The following is a 16213-nucleotide window of genomic DNA, read 5'->3' on the forward strand; positions in this document are numbered from 1 at the left end:
CCGGGTCACCCGATCGGGACCCGGAGACCCAGCCCGCTCCGTTCGCGTACGTAAAGATCACCGACGCGAGGGCACGTGCGGTCGGCGACGATGGCTCCATGAGTGACACGGACCTGAGCACCACCACCGACGGCGCTGCGCGCGGCGGCCTGCGGCCGGCGACGATCGAGCGGATCGAGAACGGTCTGGTGGTCGTGCTGGCGGTCGCCGGGACGCTCGCGATCGAGCCGGGGCTGTGGTGGTTCCCCCTGGCTGTCTTCCTGGTGTTCGACCTGTCGATGGTCGGATACCTGCGGTCGCCGGCCGCCGGCGCCGCGACCTACAACGCCGTCCACACCTATGTCTGGCCGCTGGGCCTGGCCGTCGCGGGGCTTGCGGCCGGTGCCGGTGCTCCGACGCTGTCTCGGTGGCTGGCTCTGGTCGCACTCGCCTGGGCTTTCCACGTGGGCCTCGACCGGGCGCTCGGGTACGGCCTGAAGCTGGCTGACACGTTCACGCACACCCACCTGGGCTGGATCGGCAAGGACGCCGGCACGAACGTCCGGTGACGCGACGTCGTGCGGCCGGCCGGCAGGGTCGGTTTCGAACCGACGGCGACCACCTGGTGCCGTCGGACCGCCGTGTTCTGGTCGCTGCGCCCGTCAGGTGACCCCTCTGGTCGCCGTGCCTCGGATCGGCGACAATGACCTCCAGGGGGGCTGGCTCGAATCCGGTCTGCGGCGACGGCGGACCGAGCGGACGGAGGCGGAGCTGGTGAGGTTCCTGGGACGGCGCACCGAGGTGGCGGTCGTCGAGCAGTTGCTCGCGGACGCGCGTGCGGGCCGCAGCGGGGCTCTCGTGGTGCGTGGCGAGGCCGGCATCGGCAAGACGGCGCTGCTGGAGCACGCTGGTGACGCGGCCGTGGCATCCGGGTTCAGGGTGGACCGGGCGACCGCCGCCGAGTCGGAGGTGCAATTCGCGTTCGCCGGCCTGCACCAGCTGTGCGCGACCGCGCTGGAGCGTGTGCGCGTGCTGCCCGACCCCCAGCGCGAGGCGTTGGGGGTGGCGTTCGGGCAGGCGACCGGCCCGGCGCCGGACCGGTTCCTGGTGGGGCTGGCTGTGCTCAACCTGCTGGCGGAGGTCGCCGAGGAGCAGCCCTTGCTGTGCCTGGTGGACGACGTGCAGTGGTTGGACGAGGCGTCTGCCCAGGTGCTCGAGTTCGTCGCCCGCCGGGTGGGCGCCGAACGGCTCGCGCTGGTGTTCGCGGTCCGTGACGACGGCGGTGGGATGCCGAGCCCGATGGTCGGGCTGTCAGAGCTACGGCTGGGCGGGCTGGCGGAACCCGAGGCCCGCACGCTGCTGGCCTCCGGTGTCCCGTCGCCGCTCGACGAGCGCGTGCGCGAGCGGATCATCGCGGAGGCGCGCGGGAACCCCCTGGCCCTGCTGGAGCCGCCCGGCAACGGGCACTCCGCGTGGTTCGCGGGCGGGTTCGAGCGACCCGACGCCCTCGACGTCCCGCGCCGGATCGAGGAGACCTTCCGACGACGTGCGCACGGCCTGCCCACGCAGACCCAGCTCCTGCTCCTGGTCGCGGCGGCGGAGCCGACCGGGCAGACGACCCTCTTGTGGCACGCCGCCTCCCGGCTCGGGATCGCTCGCGAGGCGGCGAACCCCGCGCAGGACGCCGGTCTCGTGGAGATCGACACCCGGGTGCGCTTCCGCCACCCGTTGGTGCGCTCCGCGGTCTACCAGGCCGCCACGGGCGACGACCGCCGTCGGGCCCACCAGGCACTGGCCGAGGCGACCGACCCCGACGTCGACCCCGACCGTCGCGCCTGGCACCGGGCGCAGGCGGTCCATGGCACCGACGAGGACGTCGCGGCAGAGCTGGTGCGATCCGCGGGGCGGGCGCACGCCCGGGGCGGGGTGGCCGCTGCGGCAGCCCTGCTGGAGCAGGCGGCCGCGCTGACGCCCGAGCCGGCCGTCCGCGCTGCCCGGGCGCTGGACGCCGCGCAGGCCAAGCACGAGGCCGCCGAGTCCCAGGCCGCCACCGGGCTGCTCGCCGTCGCCGCGGCCGGCCCGCTCGACGCCCTCGGCCGCGGGCGCCTCAAGCTGCTCCGCGCCCAGATCGCCTTCCACACCACGCGCGGCAGCGACGGCGCGGGGATGCTGCTGGACGCTGCCAGGACCCTGGCCCCGCTCGACCCGCAGCTTGCCCGCGACACCTACCTGCAGGCGCTCGAGGCGTCGTTCCACTCCGGGCGCCTCGGGGGCGACGGGACGATGGCGGCGGTCGCGCGCGCCGCCCGTGCGGCGCCCCCGACGTCGTCGCCCGCTCGGCCGGTCGACCTCCTGCTGGACGGGCTGACCACCATGTTCACCCACGGGTACGCCGCGAGCGTGCCCACGTTGCGCCGGGCGCTCGACACGTTGCGCGGTGGCATCGATCCCCAAGGGCCGGACGGCGGCGAAGGGCTGGCCGGCGGCGTCGGCCTGGACGAGGGCAGCCGCCGCCGGCTGTGGCTGGCCTGCCAGGTCGCGGCCACGCTGTGGGACGACGACACCGTGTACGTGCTCGCCGAGCTCGACGCGCGCCTCGCCCGCGAGGCCGGGGCGCTCTCGCGACTTCCGGCGGCTCTCAACGCCCTGTCCTCGGTGCTGGTGCTCACGGGCGACCTGGGGCGTGCGGACGAGCTCATCGCCGAGGAGAGCGCGATCCGGGGTGCGACCGGCGCTCCGCCGCTGCCCAACGCCCGGCTCATCCTCGCCGCCTGGCAGGGGCGCCAGGCAGAGACGACCGCGCTGCACGCCACGATGGTGGCCGAGGCGACGCGGAGGGGGGAGGGCGCGACGCTCGGGCTGGCCGACGTCGCCATGGCAGCGCTGCACAACGGGCTCGGGAACTACGGCGAGGCTCTCGCCGCCGCGAGAGCGCCGGTGGAGCGCGGGGAGCTGACCTTCGCCAGCATCGCGCTGCCTGAGCTCGTGGAGGCCGGCGTCCGTGCCGGCGAGCCGGCACAGGCGGGCGCGGCGCTGGAACAGCTCAGGGAGCGGGCTCAGGCGAGCGGCACCGCGTGGGGGCTGGGTCTGCACGCACGGTCGCTGGCGTTGCTGAGCACCGGGTCGGACGCCGAGGAGCACTACCGAGAGTCGGTCGACCAGCTAGCACGCAGCCGGATGGCCACCCACCTGGCCCGCGCTCACCTGGTCTACGGCGAGTGGCTGCGCCGCGAAGGACGGCGCCAGGACGCGCGCGAGCAGCTGCGCACCGCGCACGAGATGCTGACACGCATGGGAGCTGACGCGTTCGCCGCCCGCGCCGCCCGCGAGCTGGGCGCCACCGGCGAGCATCCGCGCAGGCGCACGGAGAAGGCCGCCGACGACCTCACCGCCCAGGAGCTGCACGTGGCTCGCCTGGTGGCCACCGGCGCTACTTCTCGCGAGGTGGCCGCGCACCTCTTCCTCAGCCCACGGACCGTCGAGGCGCACCTGCGGGCCATCTTCCGCAAGCTGGCCATCACCTCGCGCCGCGAGCTGCGCGACCTCCACCTGGCGTGACCGCGGCGCCGCCGTGACCGCGCCGTCACGAAGCTCCTTGACTCTGTGGCGGGAACACGGTGTCGCATGCTGCCATGCACAACAGCGACCGGGACCGCTCGTGATCGTGGCGGAGTCCCTGACCAAACGCCACGGCGCCACCACGGCGGTCGACGGCGTCGACTTCGCCGTCCGTCCCGGTGCCGTCACCGGGTTCCTCGGCCCGAACAGCGCCGGCAAGTCGACGACGATGCGGATGATCGGGGGGCTCGACCACCCCTCGGGCGGCCGGGTGACCGTGGACGGCACGCCGTACGCGCGCCTTCGTCACCCGCTGCACCGCGTCGGCGCGTTGCTCCGCTCTCGTCCTGGTCGGCTGGGTGGCGGTGCTGCTCGCGTTCGCCGGGCTGCTGCTGCGCCGTCGGGACGCATGAGCCCGGCGACCCCGGTCGCTCACCCGGGCCCACCCGACTCTGCGCCCGACGGCGGGCCCGAGCAGCCCGCCGTCCGCCGGCGCCGACGTCGGTGGCCGTGGGTGGTCGGCGGCGTCGTCGGGGTCCTGGCGGCGACCGTGACGGTGCTCACCCTGGTGTTCCAGCTCGGCCTGCCGTGGTGGAACGGCGAGGACGACCACAACCACGTGCACGTGGCGGCCGACGGCACCCGCCAGCCCTACCAGGTGCACCTGCCGCCGCAGCACGACGGCGGCACCGCGCTGCCCGTGATGATGGCCGTCCATGGGTGCGGGATGACCGGGTACGGGTGGAACTCGATGAAGGGATCCACCCAGTTCGACACGCTCGCCGACCGGGAGGGCTTCATCGTCGTCTACCCGACCCAGCGCATGTTCGCCAACAGCATCAACTGCTGGAACTCCGACGACCCGCGCAACCAGGTCCGGGGCAGCGGTGAGGCGGCGCTGCTGGCCGGTGTGGCCCGCGACGTCGTCGAACGCTACGGCGCCGATCCCGGGCGCGTCCACGTCTCCGGCGCCTCCTCCGGCGCGGGCACCGCCGTGATCCTCGGTGTCACCTACCCGGACGTGTTCGCCACCGTCACCTCGGTGGCCGGCGGCGAGTACGGGCTGAACCAGGTCGACCCGGACGACCCGGACGCCACTCCGCCGTCGGTCACCGGACGGCAGGCATGGGCGCAGATGGGCGAGCGGGCCCGCGCCGTGCCGCTGCTGATCGTGCAGGGCGGAAGCGACGACGTCGTGCCGACCGTCGTCGGTGAGCGGCTGGTGGAGCACTGGCGCACGGTCGTCGACCTGGTCGTCGACGACGCGCTGGACGGCAGACCGGAGCTCGTCGCCGACACCGTCGTCCACCCGGCCGCCGGGGACCGCTACGCGTACGAGCGGACCGCCTACCGTGACCCGGACGGTCAGGTGCTGATCGAGCACGTGTACGCCGACGAGCTCGCCCACGCCTGGTCCACCCCCGGCGCCACCGGCATCTTCACGGACACCGCCGGCCCCGACGCCACCGACATCGCCTGGCGGTTCGCTCAGCTCCACGACGCCCCCTGACCGGGCTGCTGCTGGCATCCTGGCGGCCGCGATGCGCATCGGTGATAATCACTTCGACCGGCGCGTACCCGGAGGGTGGAGGCGAACCTGGTGGACCTCCTGGGCAGACGTGCCGAGCGCGAGGCCGTCGAGAACGTGCTGGCCGAGGTGCGGGCCGGGCGGAGCGGTGCGCTGGTGGTGCGTGGTGAGGCAGGCATCGGGAAGACCGCGGTGCTCGAGCACGCTCGGCACACCGCGGCCTCGGCAGGGTTCCAGGTCGAGTTCCAGGTCGGTGCGGAGTCCGAGACGCAGTTCGCGTTCGCCGGCCTGCACCAGCTGTGCGCGCCGTTGCTGGATCGTGCGGGGGCCTTGCCCGATCCGCAGCAGGTCGCTCTGGGCGTAGCGTTCGGGCTGCACGGTGGCGCGACGCCGGACAAGTTCCTGGTCGGGCTGGCGACACTCAACCTGCTGGCCGAGGTAGCCGAGGACAGGCCGTTGGTGACCCTCGTCGACGATGCGCAGTGGCTGGACCGGGCATCCGCGCAGGTTCTGGCGTTCGTGGCTCGGCGCCTGGTGGCTGAACGCGTCGCACTCATCTTCGCGGTGCGAGAGCACACCAGGAGTGAGACCCACCCGCTCGCCGGGTTGCCCGAGCTCCGCCTCCACGGGCTCGGTGAGGCCGACGCGCAGGAGCTGTTGACCGCAGCCGTCCGTACTCCGCTCGATGCCAGGGTGCGCGACCGGATCGTCGCCGAGGCGCGCGGCAACCCGTTGGCGCTGCTGGAGCTCCCTCGGAGCGCGCCGCTGGCGCAACTGGCCGGTGGATTCGGGCTGCCGGACGCCATGAGTGTTCCCCGCCGCATCGAGGAGGGCTTCCGGCAACGCTCGCGGGACCTGCCGACCGAGACGCAGCAGCTGCTGCTGGTCGCCGCGGCCGAGCCGACCGGCGACGCAGCGATGTTGTGGCGCGCGGCCGCCGAGCTGGGGATCCCGTCTTCCGCGGCTGCGCCCGCGGAAGAGGTCGGCCTGCTGGAGATCGGTCTCCGGGTGCGGTTCCGGCACCCGCTGGTGCGGTCGGCGGTCTACCACACGGCCACACCACCGGACCGTCGTCGCGCACACGCGGCACTTGCTGCCGCCACGGATCCGCAGGCCGACCCGGACCGGTACGCGTGGCACCGCGCGCAGGCGGCGCTGGGCGCCGACGAGGACGTCGCCGCCCAGCTGGAGCGCACAGCCGACCGGGCCCGCTCCCGCGGGGGTATGGCCGCCGCGGCCTCGTTCCTGCAGCACGCCTTCGAGCTGACCCCGTCGTCAGCGCGCCGTACGGCACGCGCACTGAAGGCCGCCTCGACGCTGCACGAGGCCGGAGCGTCCCAGGACGCTCGAGAGCTGCTGGCGCTGGTCGATGTCGAGCCGCTGGACGCGTTCCAGCGAGCCCGCCTCGCACTGCTGCGGGCGCGGATCGAGTTCCACGTGACACGTCACGGCGACGCGGCTCGGATGCTGCTGGACGCGGCTCGGATGCTCACGCCGCATGACGTCGCGCTGGCCCGTGAGACCTATCTGCACGCTCTCGATGCCGCGATCATCACGGGTGGGAGCCCTGGCTACGGGGTGCGTGAGGTCGCCCACGCAGCCCGGGCAGCGCCGCCCGCACCCGGGCCGCCGGGGCCCTCCGACCTGTTGCTCGACGGGATGGTGACGATCTTCACCCAGGGCTACGCGGCGGGTGTGCCCGTACTGCGCCGCGCACTGGAAGCGTTCCGCGCCGACGAGTTCCGCGCGGGCCGCGCCCGGGGTGACGACGATCGCCGCTGGTTGTCGCACGCCAGCCGCACCGCGAGCGTGCTCTTCGACGACACGAGCCTTCATGCGTTGGCCACGCGCCACGTACGACTCGCTCGCGACGCCGGTGCGCTCGTCACCCTCCCCGCCGCGCTCCTGTTCCAGTCCGTCGCGATGACGGTCAGCGGCGAGCTCGAGCGCGCCGGTGAGCTGGCCGCCGAGCAGTCAGCGATCGCCGCCGCGACCGGGGCCGTTCCGCTGCCTGACGCGCAGCTCGTCCTCGCTGCCTGGCGCGGCCGTCCGGACGAGACCGTAGAGATCTACACGACCGTCACCCAGGACGCTGCCGAACGTGAGCGCGGCACCGAGGTGTCCCTCGCGCAGTACGCGTTGGCGGTGCTGCACAACGGTCTGGGCGACTACACCGCCGCGCAGGAGGCTGCGGCGCGCGCGTGCGAGTCGGACGCCCTGAATCCGAGCAACCTGGCGCTGCCGGAACTCATCGAGGCGGCATGCCGTGCCGGCCGGCCGGAGCAGGCCCTGGAGGCAGCGGACGAGCTCGGCTCGAGAGCACGAGCCAGCGGCACCCCGTGGGCGCTGGGGCTCGCCGCCCGTTCACGGGGTCTGATCACGTCGGGTCCCGGCGCCGAGGAGCACTATCTCGAGAGCATCGGACAGCTCGGCCGCAGCACGATGACCGGCCATCTCGCCCGCACCCACCTCGTCTACGGCGAGTGGCTGCGCCGCGAGGGCCGCCGCCTGGACGCCCGCGAACAGCTGCGCACCGCCCATGAGCTGCTGGCGGACATGGGTGCGGAAGCGTTCGCAGAGCGCGCCGCCCGCGAGCTGCGCGCTACCGGCGAGCATGCCCGCAAGCGCAACCCCCGGCCCACCGACGCCCTCACCGCGCAAGAGCTGCACGTCGCGCGACTGGTGGCCACGGGCGCCACCTCCCGAGAAGCCGGCGCACAGCTGTTCCTCAGCCCTCGCACCATCGAGGCCCACCTGCGGAACATCTTCCGCAAGCTCGGCGTCACCTCTCGTCGACAGCTCAAGGACGTGCGACTGGGCTTGCTGCACGGCGAGGCGGCAGGGTCGAGGTGATCATCCGCAGCGTGGGCATCAGGCCGAGGGGACCTGGGACGAGGGTGGACGGGTCTCGTGGACGCCCCGGCGTCCGTGGCAGGATCGGCCCCGTGACACCGCAGACGCTGCACCTGTCCGATTCGTCCCGCCGTGCGTTCGACGTGGACGCCGAGCGCCCCGTGCGGGTGCACGTGTGGCGTTCCGCGATGCCGGAGGCCCCTCTGGTGCTGCTGTCCCACGGCACGGGCGGGGCGGCCGACGACCTCGCGTGGTGGGTCGCCGGGCTGCACGACGCCGGGTTCGACGTCGCCGCGGTGGACCACCACGGCAACAATCACCACGACGGCTATCTGGCCGAGGGCTTCGCCTGGTGGTGGGAGCGTCCCCGCGACCTCTCCTTCGTGCTCGACCACCTCGAGGCACGGGGCCCCGTCGGCGCGTGCGGCTTCTCGTTCGGGGGTTACACCGCCGCGGCGGTGTGCGGCGCGCGGGTGTCGGCCAACGCCTACCGGGCGCTGGTGACCGGCCAGATCGAGTCGCCGCCCACACCGGAGTACCCCGGGGTCGCCGAGGACCTGGCGACCCGCTACGACGAGTCCGACGCCGAGAGATGGGTCGGGCTCGCCGCGGCCGACCTTCGGGACCCCCGGGTGCGGGCGGGCTTCCTGCTCTGCCCGTCGGTCGGGCCGCTGATCACCGCCGAGAGCCTGGCGGCGGTCGACGTCCCCGTGGCGGTGCGCTGGACGGCCGCCGACGAGATCGCCCCACCGGCAGGCAACGGCCTGCGCTACACCGAGCTGATCCCCGGGGCCGACGGCGGCACGGTGGGCGCCCCGACCGCGGGCCACTACGGATTCGTCCGGCCCGATCAGGACGACCCGCAGGCGAAGGCCGACGTGGTGGCGGCGTCCGCCGCCTTCTTCGCGCGCGAGCTGCGCGGATGACGATCCCCGGTGGCCTCTTCTCGCTCGACGGCCGTACCGCCGTCGTGACGGGCGGCTCCTCCGGTATCGGCCGGGCGATCGCCACGGCTCTCGCGGGGGCGGGCGCCGCCGTCGTCGTCGTGGCTCGCGGACGTGCCGCGCTGGACGACACCGTCGCAGAGCTCACCGGCTCGGGGTGTCGGGCCGCAGCCGTCCCGGGCGACCTGTCCACCCGCGAGGGGATCCGCGCCGTCGTCGACGGCGTGGTCGAACCCTTCGGCGAGCCCGACGTCGTGGTCTCCAGCGCGGGGGTGAACCTGCGCCCGCCGATGCACGAGATCGACCAGGCCGTCTGGGACACCACGATGACGGTGAACCTCGAGGCACCCTTCTGGCTGGGGCAGCGGTTCGGTCCGGGCATGGCCGACCGGGGCTACGGGCGCCTGATCCACGTGAGCTCCCAGCAGGCGCACCGGGCGTTCGTCGCCAGCGGCGCCTACGGCGTATCCAAGGGCGGCCTGGAGTCGCTCGCGCGCTCCCAGGCGGAGGCGTGGTCGCCGTGGGGGGTCACGGCGAACACCCTCGTGCCCGGATTCGTCCTCACACCGCTCAACCGGCGCCTCCAGCGGGAACCCGGACGCGTCGCGGCGCTCGCGGACCGCACCCTGGTCGGCCGGAACGGGGTGCCGGACGACTTCGCCGGCCCGGCCGTGTTCCTGGCCAGCGCGGCCTCGTCGTACGTGACGGGCCAGTCGATCCACGTCGACGGCGGGTTCTCCGTGCACTGAGCGGCCCGGGGCAGCACACTGGCAGCACCCGAGGCGGAGGGAGCGGTCGTGAGACAGCCCACGGAGGACGTCCCGCAGTGGCTGCGCACGGCGGGCGGCTGGTCATGGCGGCTCGTGGCCGTCGTGGTGGCCGTCGCGCTGGTGGTGTTCGCGACGGCGCAGGTCCGTGTCGTCTTCGTCGCGGTCTTCCTGGCGCTGGTGCTGACGTCCGTGTTCCGACCGTTGGCGGACCTCTACGCCCGGGTCATGCCCCGGGCGCTGGCGACCGCGCTGGCGCTCCTGAGCGGAGTCGTCGTGTTCGGCGGTCTGATGGCCTACGTCGTGGCCTCGGTGGCGGGGCAGTGGACGCGTCTCGCCGGTGAGTTCGACACCGGTGTGCAACAGATCCTCGACTCCTTGCAGAACCTGCCGTTCGGTCTGTCGATCACGGGCGAGCAGCTCAACGAGTGGATCGACGCCGGGCAGGAGTGGCTCGGCGACAACGCCCAGAACCTGGCCGGCCAGGCGGCGGAGCGTGCCGGTTCGGTGGTGGAGGGCTTCATGGTCTTCGCCCTGGCGATCTTCTGCACCGTGTTCTTCGTCTACTCGGGCGGCACCATGTGGCGGTGGTTCCTCGGCCAGGTGCCCGCCCGGCAGCGTCGCCGGTGGCAGGAGGCGGCGGGAGCCGGGTGGTACACCTTCTCGGGCTTCGCACGCGGGACCGTGATCATCGCGTTCATCGACGGTGTCCTCGCCTTCGTCCTGCTGCAGATCCTCGGTGTGCCGCTCGCCGCCCCGTTGGCGGTCCTCGTGCTGATCGGCGCGTTCATCCCCATCATCGGTGCGCCCCTGGCCATGATCATCGCCGCCGTCGTGGCGCTCGCCGCCCAGGGGTTCGTCACGGCGCTGATCGTCACGCTGGGCATCGCGGCCATCGGCCAGCTCGAGGGGCACGTGCTGCAGCCGCTCATCATGGGCAAGCAGGTGTCGTTGCACCCGGTCGTCGTGGCGGTGGCGGTGCTCTCCGGCACGGTGCTCGCCGGGATCCTCGGCGCCGTCGTCGCGGTCCCGCTCGTCGCGGTCGTCTGGACCGTCTTCTCCACCCTCCGCGGCAGCCCTCCCGTCCTGCTGCCGCCTGCCGGCGGGGACGAGTCCAGACCGGACCCGCCGGCGACGGTCGAGCAGACCGTGGCGGTCGACCCCGAGGGTGACGTCGCCGAGGAGCAGATGCCTCCACAACCACCGCAGCCTGACTGACGGGCGCTCGTCCCGGGCCGTGCGGGCCTGGCAGTATGCGCGCATGGAACCGTTCGTCCTCCGTGACGCGCACGTCACGCTGTCCGTCCCCACCCTCGCGGACATCGATCAGGTGGCCGAGGCGTGCACAGACCCCGAGGTCGCCGCCTGGACCACGGTGCCTTCGCCCTACACGCGGCAGGACGCGGAGGGGTTCGTGACGCGGATGGTCGCGGACGGGTGGGCGCGGGACACGATGTTCACGTGGGCGGTGCGCCCGCCCGGTCAGGTCGACGGCACGGTGCTGGGCATGATGGGGGTGAGCGTCAGGGCGGGTGATCCCGGTGCCGACCGTTCCGGCGAGATCGGGTACTGGACCGCCCCCGAGGCTCGCGGCCGCGGCCTCACGGTCGCAGCCGCACGGCTTGCTGCCGACTGGGCGCTCAGCGAGGAGGGGCTGGGGCTGGTCCGCCTGCAGTGGCAGGCGTACGCGGGGAACTGGCCCTCGCGGCGTGTGGCGTGGCGGCTGGGCTTCCGGTTCGAGGGGACGTTGCGCCGCTACGGGATGCAGCGCGGCGTCCTGCGCGACTCGTGGATGGCGTCCCTGCTGGCCGACGACCCGCGTGATCCGGCAGAGCCGTGGCCGTCCGAGGCGCCCGTGCCGGGAGCCGGGCGATGACCCCGCGGCGCACCGCCGTCATCGGTGCGGGGCCGTCCGGTCTGGCCGCTGCCCGTGCTCTCGACCGGGCCGGCCTGGACCTCGTGGGCTACGAGGCACACCACGACGTCGGTGGCCTGTGGGACATCGACAACCCGCGATCGACGGTCTACGAGTCGGCGCACCTCATCTCCTCGCGGACCACCACCGAGTTCTGGGAGCTCTCGATGGACTGCGACGCAGACTATCCGTCCCATCGTGAGCTCCTGCGCTACTTCCGCACGTACGCGGACACCTTCGACCTGCGCCGGCACTACCGGTTCGGCACACGGGTCACCGCGGTCGAACCCGTGGACGGCGACGCCTCGGGGGCACGCGGCTGGGAGGTCGTCGCCACCAGGCCCGACGGCGGCACGAGCGTGGAGCGGTACTCGCACGTCGTCGTCGCGAACGGGACGCTGGCCGAGCCGAACGTACCGACCTTCCGGGGACGCTTCTCCGGCGAGCTGCTGCACTCGAGCGAGTACCGCAGCGCCGACGTCTTCGACGGCAAGCGGGTGCTGGTCGTGGGTGGTGGGAACTCCGGCTGCGACATCGCCGTCGACGCCGTGCACCGCGCCGCGGCGGTCGAGGTGTCGGTGCGGCGCGGTTACTGGTTCGTCCCGCGCTACCTGCTCGGTCGGCCGACCGACACCCTCAACCAGGGTCGGCCGCTGCCGGCGCGGATCAAGCAGGCCGTGGACTCGAGGCTGCTGAGGCTGCTCAACGGTGACCCGCAGCGGTTCGGTTTCCCGGCGCCCGACCACAAGATCTACGAGTCGCACCCCGTGGTGAACTCCCTGGTCCTGCAGCACGCCGGGCAGGGGGACCTGCGCGTGCGGGCGGACGTGGCGGGCTTCGACGGCGACACCGTGCACTTCGTCGACGGCACCGCCGGGCGGTACGACGTCGTGCTGCTGGCCACCGGCTACCGGCTCGACTACCGGTTCCTCGACCCGGCGCACCTGGCGTGGTCCGGACCGGGCTCCGGGACCGCGCCGAGACTCTTCTGCAACATCGTGCCGCCCTCGCTCAACGGGCTGTTCGTCGTCGGCATGCTGGAGGCTTCCGGCATCGGCTGGCAGGGCCGGGCCGAGCAGGCCGACCTGGTGGCCCGCTATCTCGCTGCCGAGGCCGCAGGGGACGAGGGCGACGCAGCCGCCGGACGGCGGGCCGAGGCGTTCCGTCGTCGGCTCGGCGAGCCGTGGCCCGACCTCACCGGCGGGTACCGCTACCTCGGGCTGGAGCGTATGAGCTATTACGTGAACAAGGACGCCTACCGCCGGACCGTGCGCCGGCTCGCCGACGAGCTGACAGGGTCGACGCGATGAACATCGACGACGTCGCCGTGGACTTCTCACCGGCCTCGATGGTGGCGCTGAGCGTGGTGCTCGGCCTCATCATGCTGGGCATCGCGCTGGACACCTCGCCGGCCGACTTCCGGTCCCTGCGCCGTGCGCCGCGCGCCGCGGTGCTGGCGCTGGTCGCGCAGCTGGTGCTGCTGCCTGCGGTGACCTTCGTCCTGACGCTCGTGCTCGGCGTCCAGGCTTCGATCGCGTTGGGCATGATCCTGGTGGCCTGCTGTCCTCCGGGCAACGTCTCGCAGGTCCTCACGCACCGCGCGGGCGGCAACGTGGCGCTGTCGGTGTCGCTCACCGCGGTGGGCAACGCGCTGTACATCGTGGCGATGCCGTTGAACATCGCCCTGTGGGGCAGCCTGCATCCGACGGCGCGCGAGATCCTGACCGACGTCCGTCTCGACGCCGGCGCGATGCTCCTCGACATCCTGCTGGTCATCGGTCTGCCGTTCGCCGTCGGGCTGCTGTTCCGCGCCAGGTGGCCCGCGGCAGCCGACCGTGTGCACCGTCCGGTGCGCTGGGTCAGCCTGGTGGCGCTGGTCGGGTTCATCGTGGCGGCGCTGGCCGGGAACTTCTCCGTCTTCGTCGCATACGTGGGCATGGTGCTGCTGGCGGTGTTCCTGCACGACGCGGTCGCGCTCGCTCTCGGCTACCTCGCCGGGCGGGCCGGTCGCCTCGGCGTCCGCGAGGTGAAGGCGGTGACCTTCGAGGTGGGTATCCGCAACGCCGGGCTCGGGCTCGGCCTCGTCTTCGCCTTCTTCGACGGGATCGGCGGCATGGCCGTCGTGGCGGGCTGGTGGGGCATCTGGGACATCGTGGCGGGCCTGGCGCTGGCCTCGGTGTGGGCACGACGCAGCAGGGTCCGCACGACGCAGGGGGCGGCAGCATGAGGCGCGTCCTGGTCACGGGGGGCTCGGGCTTCCTCGGCTCCCACGCCGTCGCGGCGCTCGCGGCGCACGACGGCGTGGCAGCGGTCGTGTCCGCCGACCTGCGTCCGGCCTCCCGGGTGCCCGACGGCGTCACGGAGGTCACGCTCGACGTGACCGATGCGCCGGCGGTGCGGCAGGCCGTCGTCGACCACCGGATCGACACGGTGGTGCACCTCGCGGCGATCGTGAACCCGGGCACCCTGGACGAGGCGGACGAGCGCCGCGTCGACGTCGACGGCACCCGCCATGTGCTTCAGGCCTGCGTGGCCGGCGGCGTGGAGCGGTTGGTGGTCTCGTCGTCGGGCGCCGCCTACGGGTATCACGCCGACAACCCCGTACCACTGCGTGAGGGGGACGCGCTGCGCGGCAACGACGAGTTCACGTACTCCCGGCACAAGCGGCTCGTCGAGGAGATGCTCGCGACGTTCCGTGCGGAGCACCCGGGGCTCGGGCAGGTGGTCCTGCGGATCGGCACGATCCTCGGGCCGGGGGTGGCCAACCAGATCACGGCGTTGTGGGACGCGCCGCGTCTGCTCCGGGTGCGGGGGAGCGAGAGCCCGTTCGTCTTCGCCTGGGTCGACGACGTCACCGGAGCGATCGTCGCCGGCGCCACCGGGCGAGCCACGGGGGCGTTCAACGTGTGCGGCGACGGCGTGATGACGATCGCGGACATCGCCGCCCGGCTCGGCAGGCGGACGCTCGACGTCCCGGCGCCCGTGCTGGCCGGCGCACTGCGGGTGGGCAGGGCCCTGCGTCTGACCGTCCATGGCCCGGAGCGCGTCGGCTTCCTGCGATATCGGCCCGTGCTCGACAACATCCGTCTCAAGGAGGTTCTCGGCTACGTGCCGCTTCGCTCGAGCCGGGAGGCATTCGACGCCTGGGTCGCACAACGGGCGTGACGCGGCGACGCCGGCCCCCTGACCGCACGAGGGTGCGGGCAGGAGACCGGCGCCGGTGGATCTGGCTTGCTCAGGCTGCCGAGCAGACCGCGTTCAGCGAGCTCGCGTCCCCGCTGCCGATGAACCCGGCGGAGGTCGAGGCGCCCGCGGCGAGGCTGCCGTTCCAGCTCGCGTTGGTGAAGACGTTGCCGGAGACCTCGGCGCTCCACGCCTGATCGACGGTCGCACCGTCCACCGTGACCTCCCAGCCGGTGAGGGCCTCGGATCCTGCGGTCACGACCAGGTCGGCCTGGAAGCCGCCGCTCCACGTGTTGACCACGCTGACCTCGGCGGTGCAGTCGCCGGTGGGCAGCGGCTCCTCGTCGTCCTCCTCGGCAGCGGTGGTGAACGAGGTGGAGGCCGTCGTCGCCGAGACCTCGCCCGTGTTGTCGTTGCGCGCCTGGACCGCGACCTCGTACGTGGTCTCGGGGTCCAGACCCGTCAGGTCCACCATCGGCGAGCCGTCGGTGGCCGCCAGAACGTCACCCGAGGCCGGGTCGACGACGTCGTAGCCGGTGACGCAGCCGCCCGGCGCCATGCCCCACATGACGTGCGCGCTGGTGGCGCGGATGTCGGAGGCCATGACGTCACCCGGCACGGCGGGCGCCTCGTCCGGGCAGGCCTCGGGCTCGGGCTCCGGGTCGGTGCCGTCGCCACCGATCCCGGTCACCTCACCGTTGCCGCCGTCGAACGCGACGTCGGAGCAGCTGTAGAAGTTCTCGTTGCTGTCCGAGCGCACCCAGTGGGTGAAGATGATGTGGTCGCCGCTGCGATCGCTCGGCAGCGCCACGTCCCAGTAGTAGTAGTTCTCCCCGCCGGGGCCGCCGGTGGCGGGCGGGTCGGTCACGGTGTCGATCAGCTCGAGATCGCTCCATGCCAGCGGGCTTCCCGGGTCCCAGCCCTGCTCGGTGACGTAGACGTCGAACCGTCCCGGGTGCTCGGCCCAGTTGTTGTGCTGGAACTCGTACGTCGCGCCGGCTGTGAGATGCGTCGTCGGCCAGTCGTCCCGCACGGCGTTGAAGCTCGAGAAGTCGTACGGGCCGTTGCCGCCGCCGTCACAGATCTGGCCGTCGGGGATGTACCCCTCGGTGCGGCCGGCACCGTTCGAGTCCAGGTTGCCGAACCAGTTGTAGAACGACGCCGTGCCGTCCGCGGCATAGGCGTCGGCGCACGCCGGGTTCTGCGGGTTCACGGCACCGGAACCGGTGAGGCCGTCGACGTAGCAGAGGTACTGACGGCTGCCGGGGAACACCTCGGCGCCGTGGGCCTCGGCGGGGGCGGGCTCGGTGGCCACCACGAGGCCGGTGGCGCCCACCAGCGCCGCGACGGCCAGGGCTGCGATTCTTCGCATGTCGAGCTCCTTCACTCGTTGCGGTAGTCGGACAAGCAGACTCTGCCCGAGCGGGAGCCTCCGGCTGTAGGGCCTAAACGTTTAGGCTCCGTCTGTCCGCTGGCCGGGCGCACG

The 16213-nt window shown here is 73.1% G+C and carries 12 protein-coding genes; 11 read left to right on the plus strand and 1 reads right to left on the minus strand.

Translation table 11 applies throughout. The features are described 5' to 3' along the window. Positions 1 to 98 precede the first annotated feature (98 nt). The 11 genes from ACH5HR_RS00560 to ACH5HR_RS00610 all read left to right on the plus strand — a co-directional run bounded on the left by ACH5HR_RS00560 (position 99) and on the right by ACH5HR_RS00610 (position 14709). Positions 99 to 548: a DUF4260 family protein gene (locus ACH5HR_RS00560; RefSeq protein WP_402372047.1), complete on the plus strand. Its 450-nt coding sequence runs from the start codon at positions 99 to 101 to the stop codon at positions 546 to 548. A 205-nt stretch (positions 549 to 753) separates the two neighbouring features. Further along, entirely contained in the window at positions 754 to 3537 is a 2784-nt protein-coding gene (locus ACH5HR_RS00565) for an ATP-binding protein (RefSeq protein ID WP_416475677.1), read from the plus strand. 100 nt (positions 3538 to 3637) lie between these two features. After that, entirely contained in the window at positions 3638 to 5047 is a 1410-nt protein-coding gene (locus ACH5HR_RS00570; RefSeq protein WP_402372044.1) for an extracellular catalytic domain type 1 short-chain-length polyhydroxyalkanoate depolymerase, read from the plus strand. A 75-nt stretch (positions 5048 to 5122) separates the two neighbouring features. Next, entirely contained in the window at positions 5123 to 7918 is a 2796-nt protein-coding gene (locus tag ACH5HR_RS00575; RefSeq protein WP_416475679.1) for an ATP-binding protein, read from the plus strand. A gap of 92 nt (positions 7919 to 8010) precedes the next feature. Next, positions 8011 to 8844: an alpha/beta hydrolase family protein gene (locus ACH5HR_RS00580; protein WP_416475681.1), complete on the plus strand. Its 834-nt coding sequence runs from the start codon at positions 8011 to 8013 to the stop codon at positions 8842 to 8844. Beyond that, positions 8841 to 9611, plus strand: a complete 771-nt coding sequence (locus ACH5HR_RS00585) for an SDR family NAD(P)-dependent oxidoreductase (protein WP_416475683.1) — start codon at positions 8841 to 8843, stop codon at positions 9609 to 9611. Before ACH5HR_RS00580 ends, ACH5HR_RS00585 begins: the two co-directional genes overlap by 4 nt. A 48-nt stretch (positions 9612 to 9659) precedes the next feature. Then, positions 9660 to 10847, plus strand: a complete 1188-nt coding sequence (locus ACH5HR_RS00590; protein ID WP_416475684.1) for an AI-2E family transporter — start codon at positions 9660 to 9662, stop codon at positions 10845 to 10847. Positions 10848 to 10890: 43 nt separating this feature from the next. Then, positions 10891 to 11505 carry a GNAT family N-acetyltransferase gene (locus ACH5HR_RS00595; protein WP_416475686.1) on the plus strand — a complete coding sequence of 205 codons (615 nt, stop codon included), beginning with the start codon at positions 10891 to 10893 and terminating at the stop codon, positions 11503 to 11505. Beyond that, the gene (locus ACH5HR_RS00600) at positions 11502 to 12854 is read left to right on the plus strand and encodes a flavin-containing monooxygenase (protein WP_416475687.1); all 1353 of its coding nucleotides are present in this window, start codon (positions 11502 to 11504) and stop codon (positions 12852 to 12854) included. The genes ACH5HR_RS00595 and ACH5HR_RS00600 overlap by 4 nt, the downstream gene beginning before the upstream one ends. Next, positions 12851 to 13771 (plus strand): bile acid:sodium symporter family protein, encoded by a 921-nt coding sequence (locus ACH5HR_RS00605; protein ID WP_416475689.1) that lies wholly within the window; start codon positions 12851 to 12853, stop codon positions 13769 to 13771. Before ACH5HR_RS00600 ends, ACH5HR_RS00605 begins: the two co-directional genes overlap by 4 nt. Then, entirely contained in the window at positions 13768 to 14709 is a 942-nt protein-coding gene (locus ACH5HR_RS00610; protein ID WP_416475691.1) for an SDR family oxidoreductase, read from the plus strand. Before ACH5HR_RS00605 ends, ACH5HR_RS00610 begins: the two co-directional genes overlap by 4 nt. Before the next feature lie 70 nt (positions 14710 to 14779). On the opposite strand, the gene ACH5HR_RS00615 is transcribed toward ACH5HR_RS00610, so the two are convergent. Further along, a complete protein-coding gene (locus ACH5HR_RS00615) occupies positions 14780 to 16099 on the minus strand; it encodes a lytic polysaccharide monooxygenase (RefSeq protein WP_416475693.1) in 1320 nt (439 codons plus the stop codon). Between the last annotated feature and the right edge of the window lie 114 nt (positions 16100 to 16213).

Origin of the sequence: Isoptericola maris (genome assembly GCF_048065335.1) — a bacterium.
GTDB classification, from domain to species: domain Bacteria; phylum Actinomycetota; class Actinomycetes; order Actinomycetales; family Cellulomonadaceae; genus Isoptericola; species Isoptericola rhizosphaerae.

Excerpts from the sequence above, each read along its gene's own strand:
- ACH5HR_RS00560 (WP_402372047.1), top strand. The coding sequence starts at position 99 with ATGAGTGACACGGACCTGAGCACCACCACCGACGGCGCTGCGCGCGGC.
- ACH5HR_RS00585 (WP_416475683.1), top strand. The coding sequence starts at position 8,841 with ATGACGATCCCCGGTGGCCTCTTCTCGCTCGACGGCCGTACCGCCGTC.
- ACH5HR_RS00595 (WP_416475686.1), top strand. The coding sequence starts at position 10,891 with ATGGAACCGTTCGTCCTCCGTGACGCGCACGTCACGCTGTCCGTCCCC.
- ACH5HR_RS00600 (WP_416475687.1), top strand. The coding sequence starts at position 11,502 with ATGACCCCGCGGCGCACCGCCGTCATCGGTGCGGGGCCGTCCGGTCTG.
- ACH5HR_RS00605 (WP_416475689.1), top strand. The coding sequence starts at position 12,851 with ATGAACATCGACGACGTCGCCGTGGACTTCTCACCGGCCTCGATGGTG.
- ACH5HR_RS00610 (WP_416475691.1), top strand. The coding sequence starts at position 13,768 with ATGAGGCGCGTCCTGGTCACGGGGGGCTCGGGCTTCCTCGGCTCCCAC.
- ACH5HR_RS00615 (WP_416475693.1), bottom strand. The coding sequence starts at position 16,099 with ATGCGAAGAATCGCAGCCCTGGCCGTCGCGGCGCTGGTGGGCGCCACC.